Annotated in this window: 13 protein-coding genes; 4 read left to right on the top strand and 9 right to left on the bottom strand. The window is 70.2% G+C overall.

The window, feature by feature from the left end:
* Positions 1-9: 9 nt before the first annotated feature.
* Positions 10-492, bottom strand: a complete 483-nt coding sequence (locus ACIBJH_RS25540) for a MarR family winged helix-turn-helix transcriptional regulator (RefSeq protein WP_399119170.1) — start codon at positions 490-492, stop codon at positions 10-12.
* 127 nt (positions 493-619) lie between these two features.
* On the opposite strand from ACIBJH_RS25540, the gene ACIBJH_RS25535 reads away from it, so the two are divergent.
* Positions 620-1,585, top strand: coding sequence for a zinc-binding dehydrogenase (locus ACIBJH_RS25535; RefSeq protein ID WP_399119169.1), 966 nt, complete (start codon positions 620-622; stop codon positions 1,583-1,585).
* A 64-nt stretch (positions 1,586-1,649) separates the two neighbouring features.
* A complete protein-coding gene (locus ACIBJH_RS25530) occupies positions 1,650-3,449 on the top strand; it encodes an FAD-dependent oxidoreductase (RefSeq protein ID WP_399119168.1) in 1,800 nt (599 codons plus the stop codon).
* Between the two features lie 48 nt (positions 3,450-3,497).
* Here the strand turns inward: ACIBJH_RS25530 and ACIBJH_RS25525 are convergent, their stop codons facing one another.
* From ACIBJH_RS25525 to ACIBJH_RS25490, 8 genes are all read right to left on the bottom strand, one after another.
* The gene (locus ACIBJH_RS25525; protein ID WP_399119167.1) at positions 3,498-4,268 is read right to left on the bottom strand and encodes an SDR family NAD(P)-dependent oxidoreductase; all 771 of its coding nucleotides are present in this window, start codon (positions 4,266-4,268) and stop codon (positions 3,498-3,500) included.
* A 38-nt stretch (positions 4,269-4,306) separates the two neighbouring features.
* The gene (locus ACIBJH_RS25520; protein WP_399119166.1) at positions 4,307-5,299 is read right to left on the bottom strand and encodes a LysR family transcriptional regulator; all 993 of its coding nucleotides are present in this window, start codon (positions 5,297-5,299) and stop codon (positions 4,307-4,309) included.
* 160 nt (positions 5,300-5,459) lie between these two features.
* A complete protein-coding gene (locus tag ACIBJH_RS25515; RefSeq protein WP_399119165.1) occupies positions 5,460-6,416 on the bottom strand; it encodes a fumarylacetoacetate hydrolase family protein in 957 nt (318 codons plus the stop codon).
* Positions 6,417-6,419: 3 nt separating this feature from the next.
* On the bottom strand, positions 6,420-7,790 hold the full coding sequence (locus tag ACIBJH_RS25510; protein WP_399119312.1) for an FAD-binding oxidoreductase: 1,371 nt from the start codon (positions 7,788-7,790) through the stop codon (positions 6,420-6,422).
* Between the two features lie 8 nt (positions 7,791-7,798).
* Positions 7,799-8,779, bottom strand: coding sequence for a cyclase family protein (locus ACIBJH_RS25505; protein ID WP_399119164.1), 981 nt, complete (start codon positions 8,777-8,779; stop codon positions 7,799-7,801).
* Positions 8,776-9,783 carry an amidohydrolase family protein gene (locus tag ACIBJH_RS25500; protein ID WP_399119162.1) on the bottom strand — a complete coding sequence of 336 codons (1,008 nt, stop codon included), beginning with the start codon at positions 9,781-9,783 and terminating at the stop codon, positions 8,776-8,778. Before ACIBJH_RS25500 ends, ACIBJH_RS25505 begins: the two co-directional genes overlap by 4 nt.
* The gene (locus tag ACIBJH_RS25495; RefSeq protein ID WP_399119161.1) at positions 9,780-10,904 is read right to left on the bottom strand and encodes an FAD-dependent monooxygenase; all 1,125 of its coding nucleotides are present in this window, start codon (positions 10,902-10,904) and stop codon (positions 9,780-9,782) included. The genes ACIBJH_RS25500 and ACIBJH_RS25495 overlap by 4 nt, the downstream gene beginning before the upstream one ends.
* Positions 10,905-10,942: 38 nt before the next feature.
* On the bottom strand, positions 10,943-11,248 hold the full coding sequence (locus ACIBJH_RS25490) for an antibiotic biosynthesis monooxygenase family protein (protein ID WP_399119160.1): 306 nt from the start codon (positions 11,246-11,248) through the stop codon (positions 10,943-10,945).
* 228 nt (positions 11,249-11,476) lie between these two features.
* Here ACIBJH_RS25490 and ACIBJH_RS25485 point away from each other — a divergent pair, with 228 nt between their 5' ends.
* The gene (locus tag ACIBJH_RS25485) at positions 11,477-12,442 is read left to right on the top strand and encodes a fumarylacetoacetate hydrolase family protein (RefSeq protein WP_399119159.1); all 966 of its coding nucleotides are present in this window, start codon (positions 11,477-11,479) and stop codon (positions 12,440-12,442) included.
* Positions 12,439-13,374, top strand: a complete 936-nt coding sequence (locus ACIBJH_RS25480; protein ID WP_399119158.1) for a VOC family protein — start codon at positions 12,439-12,441, stop codon at positions 13,372-13,374. Before ACIBJH_RS25485 ends, ACIBJH_RS25480 begins: the two co-directional genes overlap by 4 nt.
* Positions 13,375-13,378 lie beyond the last annotated feature (4 nt).

Here is a 13,378-nt window from a genome sequence, read left to right as displayed (position 1 = left end):
GGGGTCCGGTCAGCGGGGATCGGTGCGCAGGTCGACGCCGCGGTCCTGGGCGTCGGCGGTCACGATCCGCGTCGCCATCCGCGACAGCCGCTTCCGGTCGGCCTCGGGAAGCGGCTCGACACACTTCTCGATCCGCTCGGCGAACTGAGCGGCGACCTGCTCCACGAGCTGTCGGCCGGCGTCGGTGATCGACACCTGGAACGAGCGGCGATCGACGGTGCTGGGCGTGCGGGTGACCAGCCCCCGACGCTGGGCGCGGTCGACGAGGCCGGTGATCGAGGACTTGTCGAGGCCGAGGTGACGGCCGAGTTCGTTCATCGTCGGCTCCCGGTCCCGCAGGATCCCGAGCAGCCGCGTCTGGGTGAGCGACAGGTCGTGCTCCCCGGCGAGTTCGGCCAGCGCGTTCTGCACCAGGAACGACAGCTGGGCGAGGGCGTCGACCAGGCCGAGGTCCTCGGTCGCGGGGGGCGCGGTGTCGCGCGGTGAGGTCATGGTCCCGATTCTACTTGCAAAGGTACGTGGCACCTACTAATTTAATTCGTGCCACGTACTTTCTGTGTCGCGTACTTTCTGCTCCGCGTACCTTCCGTGCCGCGAACCAAAGCCGAGGAGAGCTCTCATGGACATCCACGCCGCGGTGGTCAACTCGTTCGACAACCCGCCCCGCTACGAGCCGTTCGACCTGCCCGCTCCCGTCGACGAGGACCAGGAACTGGTCGACGTCCTCGCTGTGGGCCTGCACCCCCGAGTCCGCACCGGCGCGTCGGGCAGCCACTACACCAGCACCGGGAAGCTGCCGATGGTGCCCGGAGTCGACGGGGTCGGCCGTCGAGAGGACGGTCGGCTGGTGTACTTCGTCGCCGACGACGGACTGGCCGGCTCGATGGCCACCCGCACCGTCATCGACGGCCGCCGCAGCGTCCCGCTCCCCGACGGCGCGGACGTGGTGAAGATCGCCGCCGCGATGAACCCCGCCATGTCGTCCTGGGTGGCGCTGCGCCGCCGCGTTCCGATCGAGGCGGGGCAGTCGGTGCTGGTCCTCGGCGCCACCGGCAACGCCGGACAGATGGCCGTCCAGGTCGCCAAGCGGCTCGGCGCCGGACGGGTCGTCGGCGCCGGACGCGACCGGGCCCGCCTGGCGGCACTGCCCGGAATCGGCGCGGACGCGACCGTCGCGCTCACCGACGACGCCGACGCCACCGCGACCGCGCTGGCCAAGGAAGCCGCCGAAGTCGACCTGGTCATCGACTACTTGTGGGGCAAGCCCGCCGGTGACGCGATCATGGCGGTGCTGCGGGCCCGCGCCGACCGGAGCCGCGCCCTGAACTGGATCCAGATCGGCGCCATGGCGGGCCCCACCATCGAACTCCCGTCAGTGGCACTGCGCTCGGCCAACTTCCGGCTCCAGGGCAACGGCCAGGGCGCGGTGTCGACCAGGACGTATCTGGAGGAACTCCCGTCCCTCGTCGACGAGATCGAGAGCGGCGGCATCGCGGTCACCGCCAAGGCGGTACCCCTCGCCGACGTCGAGAGCGCCTGGAACGCGTCCGAGGTCCCGGGCGTACGCACCGTCCTGGTGCCCTGACCCCGGCAAGGCCGTCATGCAACTCGTACTGAAATCAATGGAGTTACCGAAGGAGCCCGGAGCCATGCCTCCCACCACGGACACCGACGTCGTCATCTGCGGCACCGGCGCGGCCGGTCTGACGCTCGCCCTCGACCTCGCCCGCAGGAACACCGCCTTCCTGCTGATCGACAAGGCGCCGCAGCCGTTCGCCGGCTCCCGCGGCAAGGGCATCCAGCCCCGCAGCCAGGAGGTCTTCGAGGACCTCGGCGTGATCGACCGGATCGTCGCCTCCGGCGGTGAGTATCCCGTCCAGCGCGTCTACACCGCAGACGGGCCCATCGACCAGGTCGGCGTGGAGATGTCGGAGCCGACGCCCGAGGAGCCGTACCAAATACCCCTGCTCGTCCCGCAGTTCCTCACCGAGCGTCGGCTGCGCGAACGCCTCGCCGAGCTGGGCCACACCCCGCACTACGGCCATGAACTCGTCGGCTTCGACCAGGACGCCGACGGCGTGTCCGCGCGCATCGCCACCCCGGAAGGTGAACAGGGCGTACGCGCACGGTACTTGATCGGTGCCGACGGTGGATCGAGCTTCGTCCGCAAGACACTTGGCATCGGCTTCCCCGGTAAGACCCTCGGCGTACGGGCGATCGTGGCCGACGTGTATGGCGACGGTGTCTCGCCGGACGCCTGGCACCGCTGGGGCGAGGACACCGCGGGGCAGCTCTCGATGTGCCCGCTCTACGGCACCGACATGTTCCAACTCCAGGCCCCCGTCCCCTTCGACGTCGATCTGGACCTCTCGGCCGAGGGGCTCACCGCCTTCCTCCGTGAACGCACCGGCCGCGAGGACGTGGTGATCCACTCCGTGTCCTGGGCGTCCGCGTTCCAGATGAACGCCCGGCTGGCCGACACCTACCGGCGGGGGCGCGTGTTCCTGACCGGGGACGCGGCGCACTGCCACCCGCCGACCGGCGGACAGGGCCTCAACACCAGTGTCCAGGACGCCTACAACCTCGGCTGGAAGCTCGCCGCCGTACTCGACGGTGCCCCGGACTCCCTGCTGGAGACGTACGAGCAGGAACGCCGGCCCATCGCCGAAGCCGTCCTCGGCCTGTCCGAGAAGCTGCTCGAAGCGGCCAAGAACCGCGACATCCACCGGGGCCGCGAGGTCGGTCAGCTCGACCTCGGCTACCTGAACTCGCCCCTGTCGCTGCGCACTCCGGGGCGCGACAAGGGAGTACTGGCCGGCGACCGTGCGCCCGACGCGCCCGTCACCGGTGCGGGCGGCCTGCCCACCCGCCTGTTCAGCCTGTTCCAAGGCTCCCACTGGACCCTGCTGGGCCATGACGTCGACGAGTCCTCGGCCCCGGCACCGCGCCCGGGCCTGCACATCCACACCATCGGCACCCGGGGCGACATCCTCGACAGCGGCGACCGCGTGCAGAGCGCCTACGGACTGTCCGTCGAGCAGTGGGTGCTCGTCCGCCCGGACGGATACGTCGCCGCCGTGGTCGACACCGCCGAACTCCCGGCCGTAGAAGCCTATTTGGCCACCGTCGGCGTCCGCCCGCTCGCGGCGACGCGACCCACCACCACGGAGGCGAGCACCGCCATGCCCACAGAGACCTCGTCCGGCAGCACCGGCACTCCCCGCACCCGACGGGAGCACCGACAGGCCCGAACCGCCGCCGAGCGGAGGCTCGCCACCGCCCAACGCGAACTCCACCAGCTCTCGCGCCAGGTCCAACGCGACCTGCGCAGCGTCCGACGGCACGGCGAGACCACCGCCATCGTCGCCCGCTCGAACTTCGCAGAACTCGCGGTCAAGAGCATCAACCGGCTGACCGCCAACCTCCGCACGGACCGCACCGATCAGTAGCGCCCAGCCCTCACCCACGACGGCCGGTGCCGCCCAGGACACCGGCCGTCACGGTGCGTCGAGCGCGTTCGTGATCGCCTTCACCCCGCCGTGCGCCGCGTACCCGCCGTCCACGGTGATCTCCGCGCCGTTGACGTACGACGCCTCGTCCGACAGCAGATAGACGACCAACGGCGCCACCTCGTCCACCGTCCCGGCCCGGCCCTGGGGCGTCAGCGACAGATGGGCCTGTACGAACACCGGGTTCGCGGACGCCATCAACGGCGTCTCGATGTAGCCGGGGTGGATCACGTTCGTACGGATGCCACGCGGCGCCAGCTCCAGCGCCGCCACCTTCGACAGGCCGCGCAGCGCCCACTTGCTGGTCGTGTACGCGACCGCGTGATGCGCGGTGAGACCCGCGACCGAGCCGACGTTCACGATCGACGAGCCGGGCGGCATCAGCGGGGTGAGCGCCTGGATGCCGAGCAGGGCGCCCGTGGTGTTCACCGCGAACGCCCGGTTCCAGTCGGCGAGTTGGACATCGCCGAGCCGCGCCCGCATGGGAATGCCCGCGTTGTTGACCAGGCCGTGCACTTCCGTGAGGGAGGCCGAGAGGTCCGCCCAGTCGTCCTCGGACGACACGTCCAGGTGCCGGTAGGTGACGTCCAGGCCGTCGGCGCGCAGGGACGCGGCGAGCTTCTCGCCCGCCTCGTCCAGGACATCGGTCGCGACCACCGTCGCCCCCTCGCGAGCCGCCGCCGCCACCTCGGCGGCTCCCTGGCCCTGCGCGGCCCCGGTGACGACGACGGTACGACCGGCCAGACGCGTGCGGCTCACGGTTGCCTCCAAGGGGTGCGGGCTGTCTCCCGTCCACGCTAGGAAGCCGCGGTCAGCTCCGGAAACGCACGATCGGCATGGGTGGCATCCGCGCCGGCGATCTCGTCGGCGATCTCGCGCGCCACCGGGTCGTCCAGCGAAGCGCCCACCTCGCGGACCGTCTCCCGCAGCCAGCGGTGCGCCGGGTCCGCGTGCCGGTTGTGGTGCCAGTACATGGCCTCCACCAGCGGTACGTCCGGGAAGGGCGTCGGTACGACGGCACAGCGCGCGAAGCCCTCGTAGCGGCGGGCGAGCCGCTCGGGGACCACGGCGACCAGGTCGGTGCCGCTCACCAGGAACGGCAGCACGTTGAAGCCGGGCGTGCTCACCTGCACCCGGGGCGTGATGCCAAGGGTCTCCAACTGCCGGTCGGCGGGCGTGAGTTTGCCGACCGCACAGGCCGCGTGGGGCATCTCGGCGAGGTCGCGCAGCGAGAGCCGGCCGTCCACCAACCGAGGGTTGTCCGGGTCGACGAGACACACGAACCGGTCGTGCATCACGGCCTCGCTCACGCCCGGCAGCTGATAGCCGAGCGGCACGATCATCAGGTCGTGGCAGCGCAGATGCGTCTCGGTCTCCAGCTGCCCGATGACGATCGGGTGGAAGTCGATCCGGATACCGGGCGCCTCCTGCGCGAGGGCCCGCAACAGCGGTTCCACGAAGACCGTCATGACGTAGTCGGACATCACGACCGAGAACCGCTGCCGGCTGCGCGAGGGATCGAAGTGCCTGGTCAGCGACAGAGCCTCCTCCGCCTTGTGCAGGGAGGACTGGACGACCGGCAGCAGCCGTTCCGCGAGCGGGGTCAGCTCGTACTCGCGGCCCACCCGCACCAGCAGCTCGTCGTTGAAGTGCCGCCGCAGCCGGGCCAGGGAGCCGCTCATCGCGGACTGGCTGGTGGACAGCCGCACCCCCGCGTGGGTGACGTTCTTCTCCTCCAGGAGGGCTTCCAGAGCCACCAGAAGATTCAGGTCGATTGCTCCCAGACCCATGCGCCTGTCCTTCCGGCCGCGTCGTTGAAGCTCGGTGAAACCGGAGCGTAACGACCGCCTTCCCACCGAGGAAGAGTCCGGGAGGCAAGTCACAGGGATCCGATAGCTGCCATCGGATCCCCGGATGTGTGCAGGTCGGAAGGCCTACCGAGGGGCAGGGCTACGGTCGCGGCGTCCGGCCGCGCTTGCGGGCCCGCGGCAGGTACACGTCCGTACGGCCGGGGACCACGCGGTTGGAGAGGGTGCCCAGGCGCTCCACCGCGAGGGTCACCTCGTCGCCCGGCTGGAGCGGTGGTGGGGTGCGCTCGCCGACCCGGCCCCAGAACTCGGCCAGCGCTCCCCAGCCGCAGGTGCCCGAGCCGAGGATGTCCCCGGGGCGCACCCAGGCGTCCCGGGAGGCGTAGGCGATCATCTCCTCGAAGGTCCAGGAGACGTTGGCGAGGGTGTCGCGGCCGATCAGCTCGCCGTTGAGGGTGACCGTCATCTCCAGGTCGAGGAAGCCGTCCGGGTCGCGCCGGTCCTCGACCTCGTCAGCGGTGACGAGGCAGGGGCCCAGCGTGTTCGCGAAGTCCTTGCCCTTGGAGAAGCCGAGTCCGAGGTTCTTCTCCGGTTTCTGGAGGTCCCGCGCCGACCAGTCGTTGAAGACCAGATAGCCGATGATGTGCTCACGCGCCCGCTCCGGCGTGAGATCACGCCCGGCGCGGCCGATGACCACCCCCACCTCCAGCTCGAAGTCGAGCACCGAGCAGCCCGCGGGGATCGGCACGTCGTCGTGCGCGCCGTACGCCGCATGGGGGTTGGTGAAGTAGAAGTTGGGCGCCCGGTACCACTCCTCGGGCACGTGCTCAAGCCCGTCCAGTGACTTCGACACCCCCTCGATGTGCGCCTCGAACCCGACGAAGTCCCGGATGGACGGCGGCTTCAACGGCGGCAGCAGCCGCACCTGATCCACCATCAAGTCGCTTGGCCGACGCAGTGCTTCGGTACCGGCCGCGTGCAGCACCTCCTGCTCCAGCAGGGTCAGTACGGTGACGCCCTCGGGCAGTGGATGGACGGTCCCGTCCCGGACGGCCCCGGCGCGCTCCACGCCCTCGTACTCGTATGTCGCGAAACGCATCGCTCACTGCTCCCAGTGGTTGGTGTTGGTGACGGTCCCCGCGCTGAGGTAGCCCACGAAGAGTCCCTTGGGGTCGCGAGTGGCCCGGATCTCCCGCAGCCGCCGCCACTGTTCGTCGCCCATGAACCTCAACTGCCGCACAGTGAAGTCGGAGTCGCCCAGGTACTGGCCGGCGGTGACCGGCCGCATGTCCGCCATCGCGCTGTCCAGCCAGGTACGCAACTCCGCGTCCCGCGCGGGATCGTCATGGATGACGTACGTGGCGCAGTAGATCTCCGACTGCAACGAGAAGGCCATGTCGGGGAGTTGGCGCAGCGGTGCCATCGAGAACCAGATGGTGAAGGTCTGCCGGGTGGGCTGCTCGGTGAACGCCTTGCGGATCGCCGGTACGACCTCGTCGGCGGGGCCGGTCAGCCAGGCGTTGTCGACCAGGTAGCGGTGGCCCTCGGGGTTGGCGGTGCGCTGGCCCGGCAACTGCTCGGCGAGTGTGGTCCGTTGGGCCTCAACGCGGAACAGCGCCCGGTCCGCGTACGGGTTGGCGTGCAGCGGCGCCAGGGCCTCGGCGGCCTGCTCGGCGGTGTCGGTCATCGACACGCCCGTGACCAGCAGCACCGGCTCGTCCAGGTCGGGAGGTGTCTGCGTGAGCGCGACGATCTCCACCAGGTCCGAGACCGTGTGGTGCATGCCGTGCAGCCAGGTCATGACCTCGTCGAACAGGTCCAGCGGGTACGCGTGCACGGTGTGACCGAGGTACCTCGGCAGCGGACGGGTGCGGAGGTGGAAGCGGGTGACGATGCCGAAGAAGCCGGGTCCCGCACCGCGCGCCGCCCAGAACAGGTCGCTGTGCCGGCTCTCGTCGGCGCGCACCAACTCGCCCTCGGCGGTCACGACATCGATCGCCACGATGTTCTCCGCCGCCCAGCCCCAGCCGCGCGCGTTCCAGCCCTGCCCGCCCTGGAGCAGAAAGCCCCCGATGCCGACGGAGGGGCAGTGCCCGCCGTTGAAGAAGCGGCCGAACTCGCCGAGATACGGGTTCAGTTCATCCCCACCCTTGACGCTCGGAGTCGCCGTCACGATCCCGGTCCCCGGGTCGTACGCCATCTCGCGGAAGCCCCCGAGGTCGATCAGCAGCGCGTCCTCGCGCACCGACCAGGCGGCCCAACTGTGCCCGCCGGAACGGACGGCGACCTGCCAGCCCCGCTCCAGAGCCAGCCGTACGCCCTCCACGACGTCCTGCTCCGACTCGGCCATCAGGACGGCGGCCGGTGAACGGTCGTACGGGCGGCGGGCGTTGAAGACCCGGCCGAAGCACGCCGTCTCGAAGTCCTCGTCGTCGGGGAGGTGGAGGGTGCCCGAGAAGCGGTTCAGGTTCACGTGGGTACTCACTTGATCGCGATCGGGTTGACGGGGGCGCCCACCGCGCCGGTCACTGGCAGGGGTGCGGCGACCAGCAGGAACTCGAAGACGCCGTCCGCCGCGCAGTCCTCCGCCAGTGCCTCCAGGTCCCACATCTCGCCCAGCGGGAGGCCCATGTTGGGGATCGCTATCTGGTGCAGCGGGGACATCGCGGGCTGCGGGAATTCGTAGGGCCGTACCTCAAGTCCCCAGGTGTCGGAGGCGATCGCCGCGATCTCGGTGCGGTGCAGCCAGCCGAGGGTGGTGAAGGAGAGGCCGGGCGCGTCACCGGCGGCGTAACCGCCCCATGCGCCGAGCCGCCGTACCCGGCCGAGTTGGCCGGTGCGGATCAGGACGAGGTCGCCGCGCCGGACCGAACTCGTCGCACCCTGCGTCTCGATCGTGGCGCGTAGATGTTCCTCCAAGATGGGGAAACCGTCGGGGAGTTCACCGTGTTCGTCGCCGACCGCACGGCCCACGTCGAGCAGGACCCCGCGACTGGTGAAAGCGTCCTTCATGTGCTCGATGCCGGTGACCGAGTCGCCGTCGCCGTTGACGATGGTGCACGGACGGCCGTTCCACGCCTGCTTGTTGTCGTAGATGTGGCCGAGGCCGTCCCACTGTGTGGAGGCCTGCAGGGGCATCACGACGTGGTCGTCGGCGCCGCCGAAGCCGTGCGGGAAACCCTGGGTGCCGGCCGCCGCGTCGGAGCCGGTGTCCTTCATGTAATGGACGGGGTTGATACGGCCGCGGAAACCGCGCTGCGGGCCCGACTCGTTGAACTCCTGGGCGAGCGAGAAGGACCGCCCGCGCCGCACCAGGCCCACCGCGTGGGCGCGGATCGCGTCGTCGATGAAGTTCAGCGTGCCGAGCACGTCGTCCTCACCCCAGCGGCCCCAATTGCGGTAGGCGGAACGGGCCTTGGCAAGTTCTTCCTCGATCGGACCGAGAGCGGGGCGGGTCGTCATCGGGTGTGTCCTTTCAACAGCAGGTCGAGAGCGTTGCCCCCGGCGATCGCGGCCCGGTCGGCGGGAGCGAGCCCGGCCGCGTCCAGGCGGGCCACCGGGTCGTCGACGCCCATGTCGAAGGGATGGTCGGTACCGAGGACTACCCGGTCCGCACCCACCTCCTCGACCAGCCGGCGCAGTGCGCGCGGGCTGTACACCAGCGCGTCGAACCACATCCGCCGCAGATAGGAACTGGGCAACTCGGCGCAGCCACGCGCGTCTTCGCGTACCCGCCAGGCGTGGTCCGAACGGCCGATGTACGTCGGCAGATAGCCGCCCCCGTGCGCCGCCACCAGCTTCAGGCGCGGGAAACGGTCCAGGACTCCGGTGAAGATCAGATGTGAGAGCGCGACCGTCGTCTCCACCGGCTGACCGACCGTGTTTCCCAGGTAGTCGGTCGCCAGGCGTTCGCCGAGGGAGCAGCCCCAGGGGTGGAGGAACACGACCGTGCCCAGCTCCTCCGCCCGCTGCCACACCACGTCGTGTGCGGGGTCGGCGAGTTCGCGGCCGTCGACCGTCGTGGAGACGCTGATGCCGTACAAGCCATGGTCGTTGACCGCCTGGTCCAGCAACGCGACCGCCAGGTCAGGGTGTTGGAGCGGGACGGTGCCCAGGCCGAAAAGACGGTCCGGCGCGGTGGCGCAGTGGGCGGCCACGACCTCGTTGACGGTACGGGCGAGCCGGATCGCGAGGTCCGGGTCCGCCCAGTAGTGGTGCATCGGCATCGGGCCGACCACCTGGATGTCGACGCCCATCGCGTCGAGGTCCGCGAGGCGGGTGGTGACGTCCGTCAACTTGCTTGCCAGGCGCTGGAGTTGGGTGCGGTTGACGGCCAGGGACGCGGGCGAGTGGGCGCGCTGCTCGGCTGCCAGCTCGGCGGCGAGACCCGGGGTTCCCGCGACCAGGGCGTCGGCGGCGGGGACGGCGAGGTGGCCGTGGAAGTCGACCACGGGCGAGCCGGTCACGCCGCCGCCGTCAGGTTGTCCAGCGTCTCCGACATGATGCGGGCCGGGTCGGCGCCGGGCGTGCCGGGATGGATCTCCCAGTCGGCGAGTTGGAGGGAGTTCTCCAGGACCATCCGCACCCGGGGCAGTCGCCTGGCCATGAAGGTCTCCAGGGCCTTCTCCGTCGACTCGTCCCCGGTCACCAGCTCCGCCAGCAGCACCGCGTCCTCCATGCACATCGCCGCGCCCTGCGCGATCAGCGGCGGGCAGGCGTGCACGGCGTCACCGATGACCATCGCGCGGCCCCGGTGCCAGGGCTCGTCGACCAGGATCGCTTCGATCCAGCGGTAGTCGACCGCCGTGTCGTCGGGCAGCGAGGCGAGGATCTTTCCCCAGGTCCCGCCGTACCCGGCCCCGCGCTCGCGCAGCAGGGAGAGTGGGGCGCGCGGGCCGATGAGCGAGGTGTCGAGGTTTTCGTCGAGGAGGTATGCGTAGCACTGGTCCGGCGAGATCGGGCTGTAGCCGGCCTTGAAACGGGGACCGCCGTAGTACACCTCGGAGCAGTCCATCTCGGCCGGGCGCTCCGCCACGACCCGGAAGATCGACATGCCGACGGGGCTGGGCTTGGCGTCGATGCCGATCAGGGCGCGCATCGCCGAGTTGATGCCGTCGGCGCCCACGACGAGGTCGTAGCGGCCGGTCGATCCGTCCGTGAAGGACACGTCCACATGGTCGGGCGACTGGTCGAGCCGGTCCACGCTCAGTCCGAGGCGCACCCGCACCCCGTGCCCGCGCACCGCGTCGCACAGCGCGTCCTGCAGATCCGAGCGCAACGCGCCTGCTGTGGACGGCAGTTCGGGCCCGCCGGTGTGCGGGGTGTTCAACTCGGTGATCAGCCCGCCGTCGGCCGTACGCAGCCGCATGATGTCGAACGGCACCGCCCGGGCCAGCACCCGGTCCAGGACACCCACGGAACGCAGCGCCTTGAGCGCGTTGCCCTGGACGGTGATGCCATGGCCCACACCGAACCACTGCGGAGAGATCTCGACGAGCTCCACCTCGGCGCCCCGCTGGGCGAGCGCGAGACACAGCACGCTACCGGTGATGCCGCCGCCGACGACGAGCACCTTCTGTACGGGCATGGGCGATCCTTGCGAACGTAGAAGATGAGGAGTGGGGGTCACCGGGAGAAGCGCGGCCCGAGTTCGTGGAAGTGCTCGACGGCCGGCGGCCCGGCGAAGAACGGTCCGACCAGGGCCCGCCAGCGCGCGAAGGGCTCGGACTCCCGGAAGCCGACCATGTGTGCCTCGACCGAGTCCCAGCCGACCAACAGCAGGAAGACTCCCGGCCGTTCGACGCCTTGCAGCAACTCGGCCCAGCGGAACCCGTCCGCCTCGGCCAGCACCTCGCGGGCCTTGCCGAACACCTCCGCGAACTCCCGCTCCCGACCCGCCTCGACGGTCAGCTCGGCATGCTCGACTATCACGTTCTTCTCCTCGGGAAAGTGGGTGCTCCGAGCCTGCGTGGGCGGTCGATCCACGGTCAACGGATCGAGGCATCGGCAAGGGGGACGTCATGCATCCCGTACGGCGATGGAGCCCCGGTCGAGGGCCCGCGTGGCCGGCGATGGCAGGCATCGCGGATCGCCATTTCCGCCGGGTCCCCGGGCTGCCTAGCGTCGAGGGCGAGCCCCCACCCGTACGAGGAGAGCGCCGTGCCCGATCCACAGCCCACCCATGCCGGACCCTTCGCGCTCGGCACGTTCGCTGATCGAGGGGACGCGTTCCCCGGCCTCGTCACCGGTTCACGGGTGCGCGACCTCTCCGACCTCGTGGCGTCCGTGCGGGCGCTGGTCGAGGACTGGGGGACCTGGCTTCCCCGGCTGGATGACCTCGCCCGGTCCTCCGACGGCACCTGGCACGACCTGGCCGCCCTGCGCGTCCTGACTCCGATCGCGCCCGGCCAGATCCTGCAGAGCGGCGCCAACTACCGCAAGCACGTGGTCGATCTGGTCGCCGCCGAGAAGGAGAGCGTGCACGGCGCCACCCCCGAAGAGGCCCGCGCCGACGCCGAGTCGATGATGGACGAACGTGCCCGCAACGGCGTTCCGTACGTCTTCCTCGGTTCCCCGCGCGCGATCAGCGGCCCCTACGACGACATCGTGCTCCCCGCGCTCGGCGAACAGCACGACTGGGAACTCGAACTCGCTCTGGTCATCGGGAAGTCGGGGAAGAACATCCCGGCCGAGGAAGCGATGGACCACGTCGCCGGATACACGATCTCGAACGACCTCACCACCCGCGACCGCCTCTACCGGCCGGACCTCAAGGCCATCGGCACCGACTGGTTCACCGCCAAGAACGCCGACACCTTTCTGCCGACCGGGCCCTTCCTGGTACCGGCGGCCTTCGTCGGAGACCCCGGAGACCTGCGGATCACCCTGCGCCACAACGGAGTTGTCCGCCAGGACGAGTCGACGAAGGACATGATCTTCGACATCCCGCGGCTCATCGCGTACGTCTCCACGACCACCACCCTGCGCCCCGGCGACCTGCTGCTCACCGGCTCCCCGGCCGGCAACGGCGCCCACTGGGGCGTCTTCCTGAAGCCCGGCGACGTCGTCGAGTCGGAGATCACCGGCCTGGGCCACCAGCGCAACACCGTCAGGAGCGGACAGTGACCTTCCAGCCCATCACCCATCTGCGCCATGTCGACCTGGCCGTACCGGACTTCGCCCGCCAGCGCGCCTTCTACGGCACCACCTGGGGCCTGACCGAGGTCGCGAGCGACAGCGGTGTCGCCTTCTTCGCCGCGGAAGGCAGCCCCGAGCAGTACATCGTCCGTATCCGCGAGGACGAACGGAAGCGGATGGACCTCGTCGCCTTCGGGGCCGTCTCGCCGGAGGCTGTCGACGAGTTGCACGGACGGCTGGGGCGGGCCGGGGTCCAACTCCTCGGCGAACCGGGCGCGTTGGACACCCCGGGCGGTGGCTACGGCTTCCGGTTCTTCGACCCGGACGGGCGGGTCGTCGAGGTCTCCGCCGATGTCGCCACCCGCACCCACCGGAAGATCGAGGAGCGCGAGGCGATCCCCGTCCGGCTCTCGCACTGTGTGGTCAACTCCCAGGACCCGGAAGGGCTGCGGGACTTCTACGTCCAGCACCTCGGGTTCCGGCTCACCGACACCCTGTACTCGACGCACATGGGCGACCTCATGTACTTCCTGCGGTGCAGCCCGCTCCACCACTCCTTCGCCATCGCCCGGGGACCCCATGTCTCCCTGCACCACGCCTCGTTCGAGATGCGCGGGGTCGAGGAGTACATGCGCGGCACTGGGCGGGCGCTGCGCGCCGGGACCCGGCTCACCTGGGGGCCCGGCCGGCATCTCGCCGGTGACAACACCTTCTCCTACTTCCACGACCCGCACGGCAACACCGTCGAGTACACGACCGAACTCGCCGTCCTCGAAGAGGACTTGTGGCACCCGGGCCGTCATGACGTCGACGACCCGGTCACCCAGGACCAGTGGGGCACCGCCGACCCGATGAGCGAGTCGGTCGCCAAGGAGCAGTTCAACGACCCCGACGTGCTGTTCGAAGCGCCGCCGGTCTGAGCAG

Source organism: Streptomyces sp. NPDC050548 (assembly GCF_044457385.1).
Taxonomy (GTDB): domain Bacteria; phylum Actinomycetota; class Actinomycetes; order Streptomycetales; family Streptomycetaceae; genus Streptomyces.
This window is presented reverse-complemented; position numbering and strand designations above follow the sequence as displayed.

Excerpts from the sequence above, each read along its gene's own strand:
- ACIBJH_RS25540 (WP_399119170.1), bottom strand. The coding sequence starts at position 492 with ATGACCTCACCGCGCGACACCGCGCCCCCCGCGACCGAGGACCTCGGC.
- ACIBJH_RS25535 (WP_399119169.1), top strand. The coding sequence starts at position 620 with ATGGACATCCACGCCGCGGTGGTCAACTCGTTCGACAACCCGCCCCGC.
- ACIBJH_RS25530 (WP_399119168.1), top strand. The coding sequence starts at position 1,650 with ATGCCTCCCACCACGGACACCGACGTCGTCATCTGCGGCACCGGCGCG.
- ACIBJH_RS25520 (WP_399119166.1), bottom strand. The coding sequence starts at position 5,299 with ATGGGTCTGGGAGCAATCGACCTGAATCTTCTGGTGGCTCTGGAAGCC.
- ACIBJH_RS25515 (WP_399119165.1), bottom strand. The coding sequence starts at position 6,416 with ATGCGTTTCGCGACATACGAGTACGAGGGCGTGGAGCGCGCCGGGGCC.
- ACIBJH_RS25505 (WP_399119164.1), bottom strand. The coding sequence starts at position 8,779 with ATGACGACCCGCCCCGCTCTCGGTCCGATCGAGGAAGAACTTGCCAAG.
- ACIBJH_RS25495 (WP_399119161.1), bottom strand. The coding sequence starts at position 10,904 with ATGCCCGTACAGAAGGTGCTCGTCGTCGGCGGCGGCATCACCGGTAGC.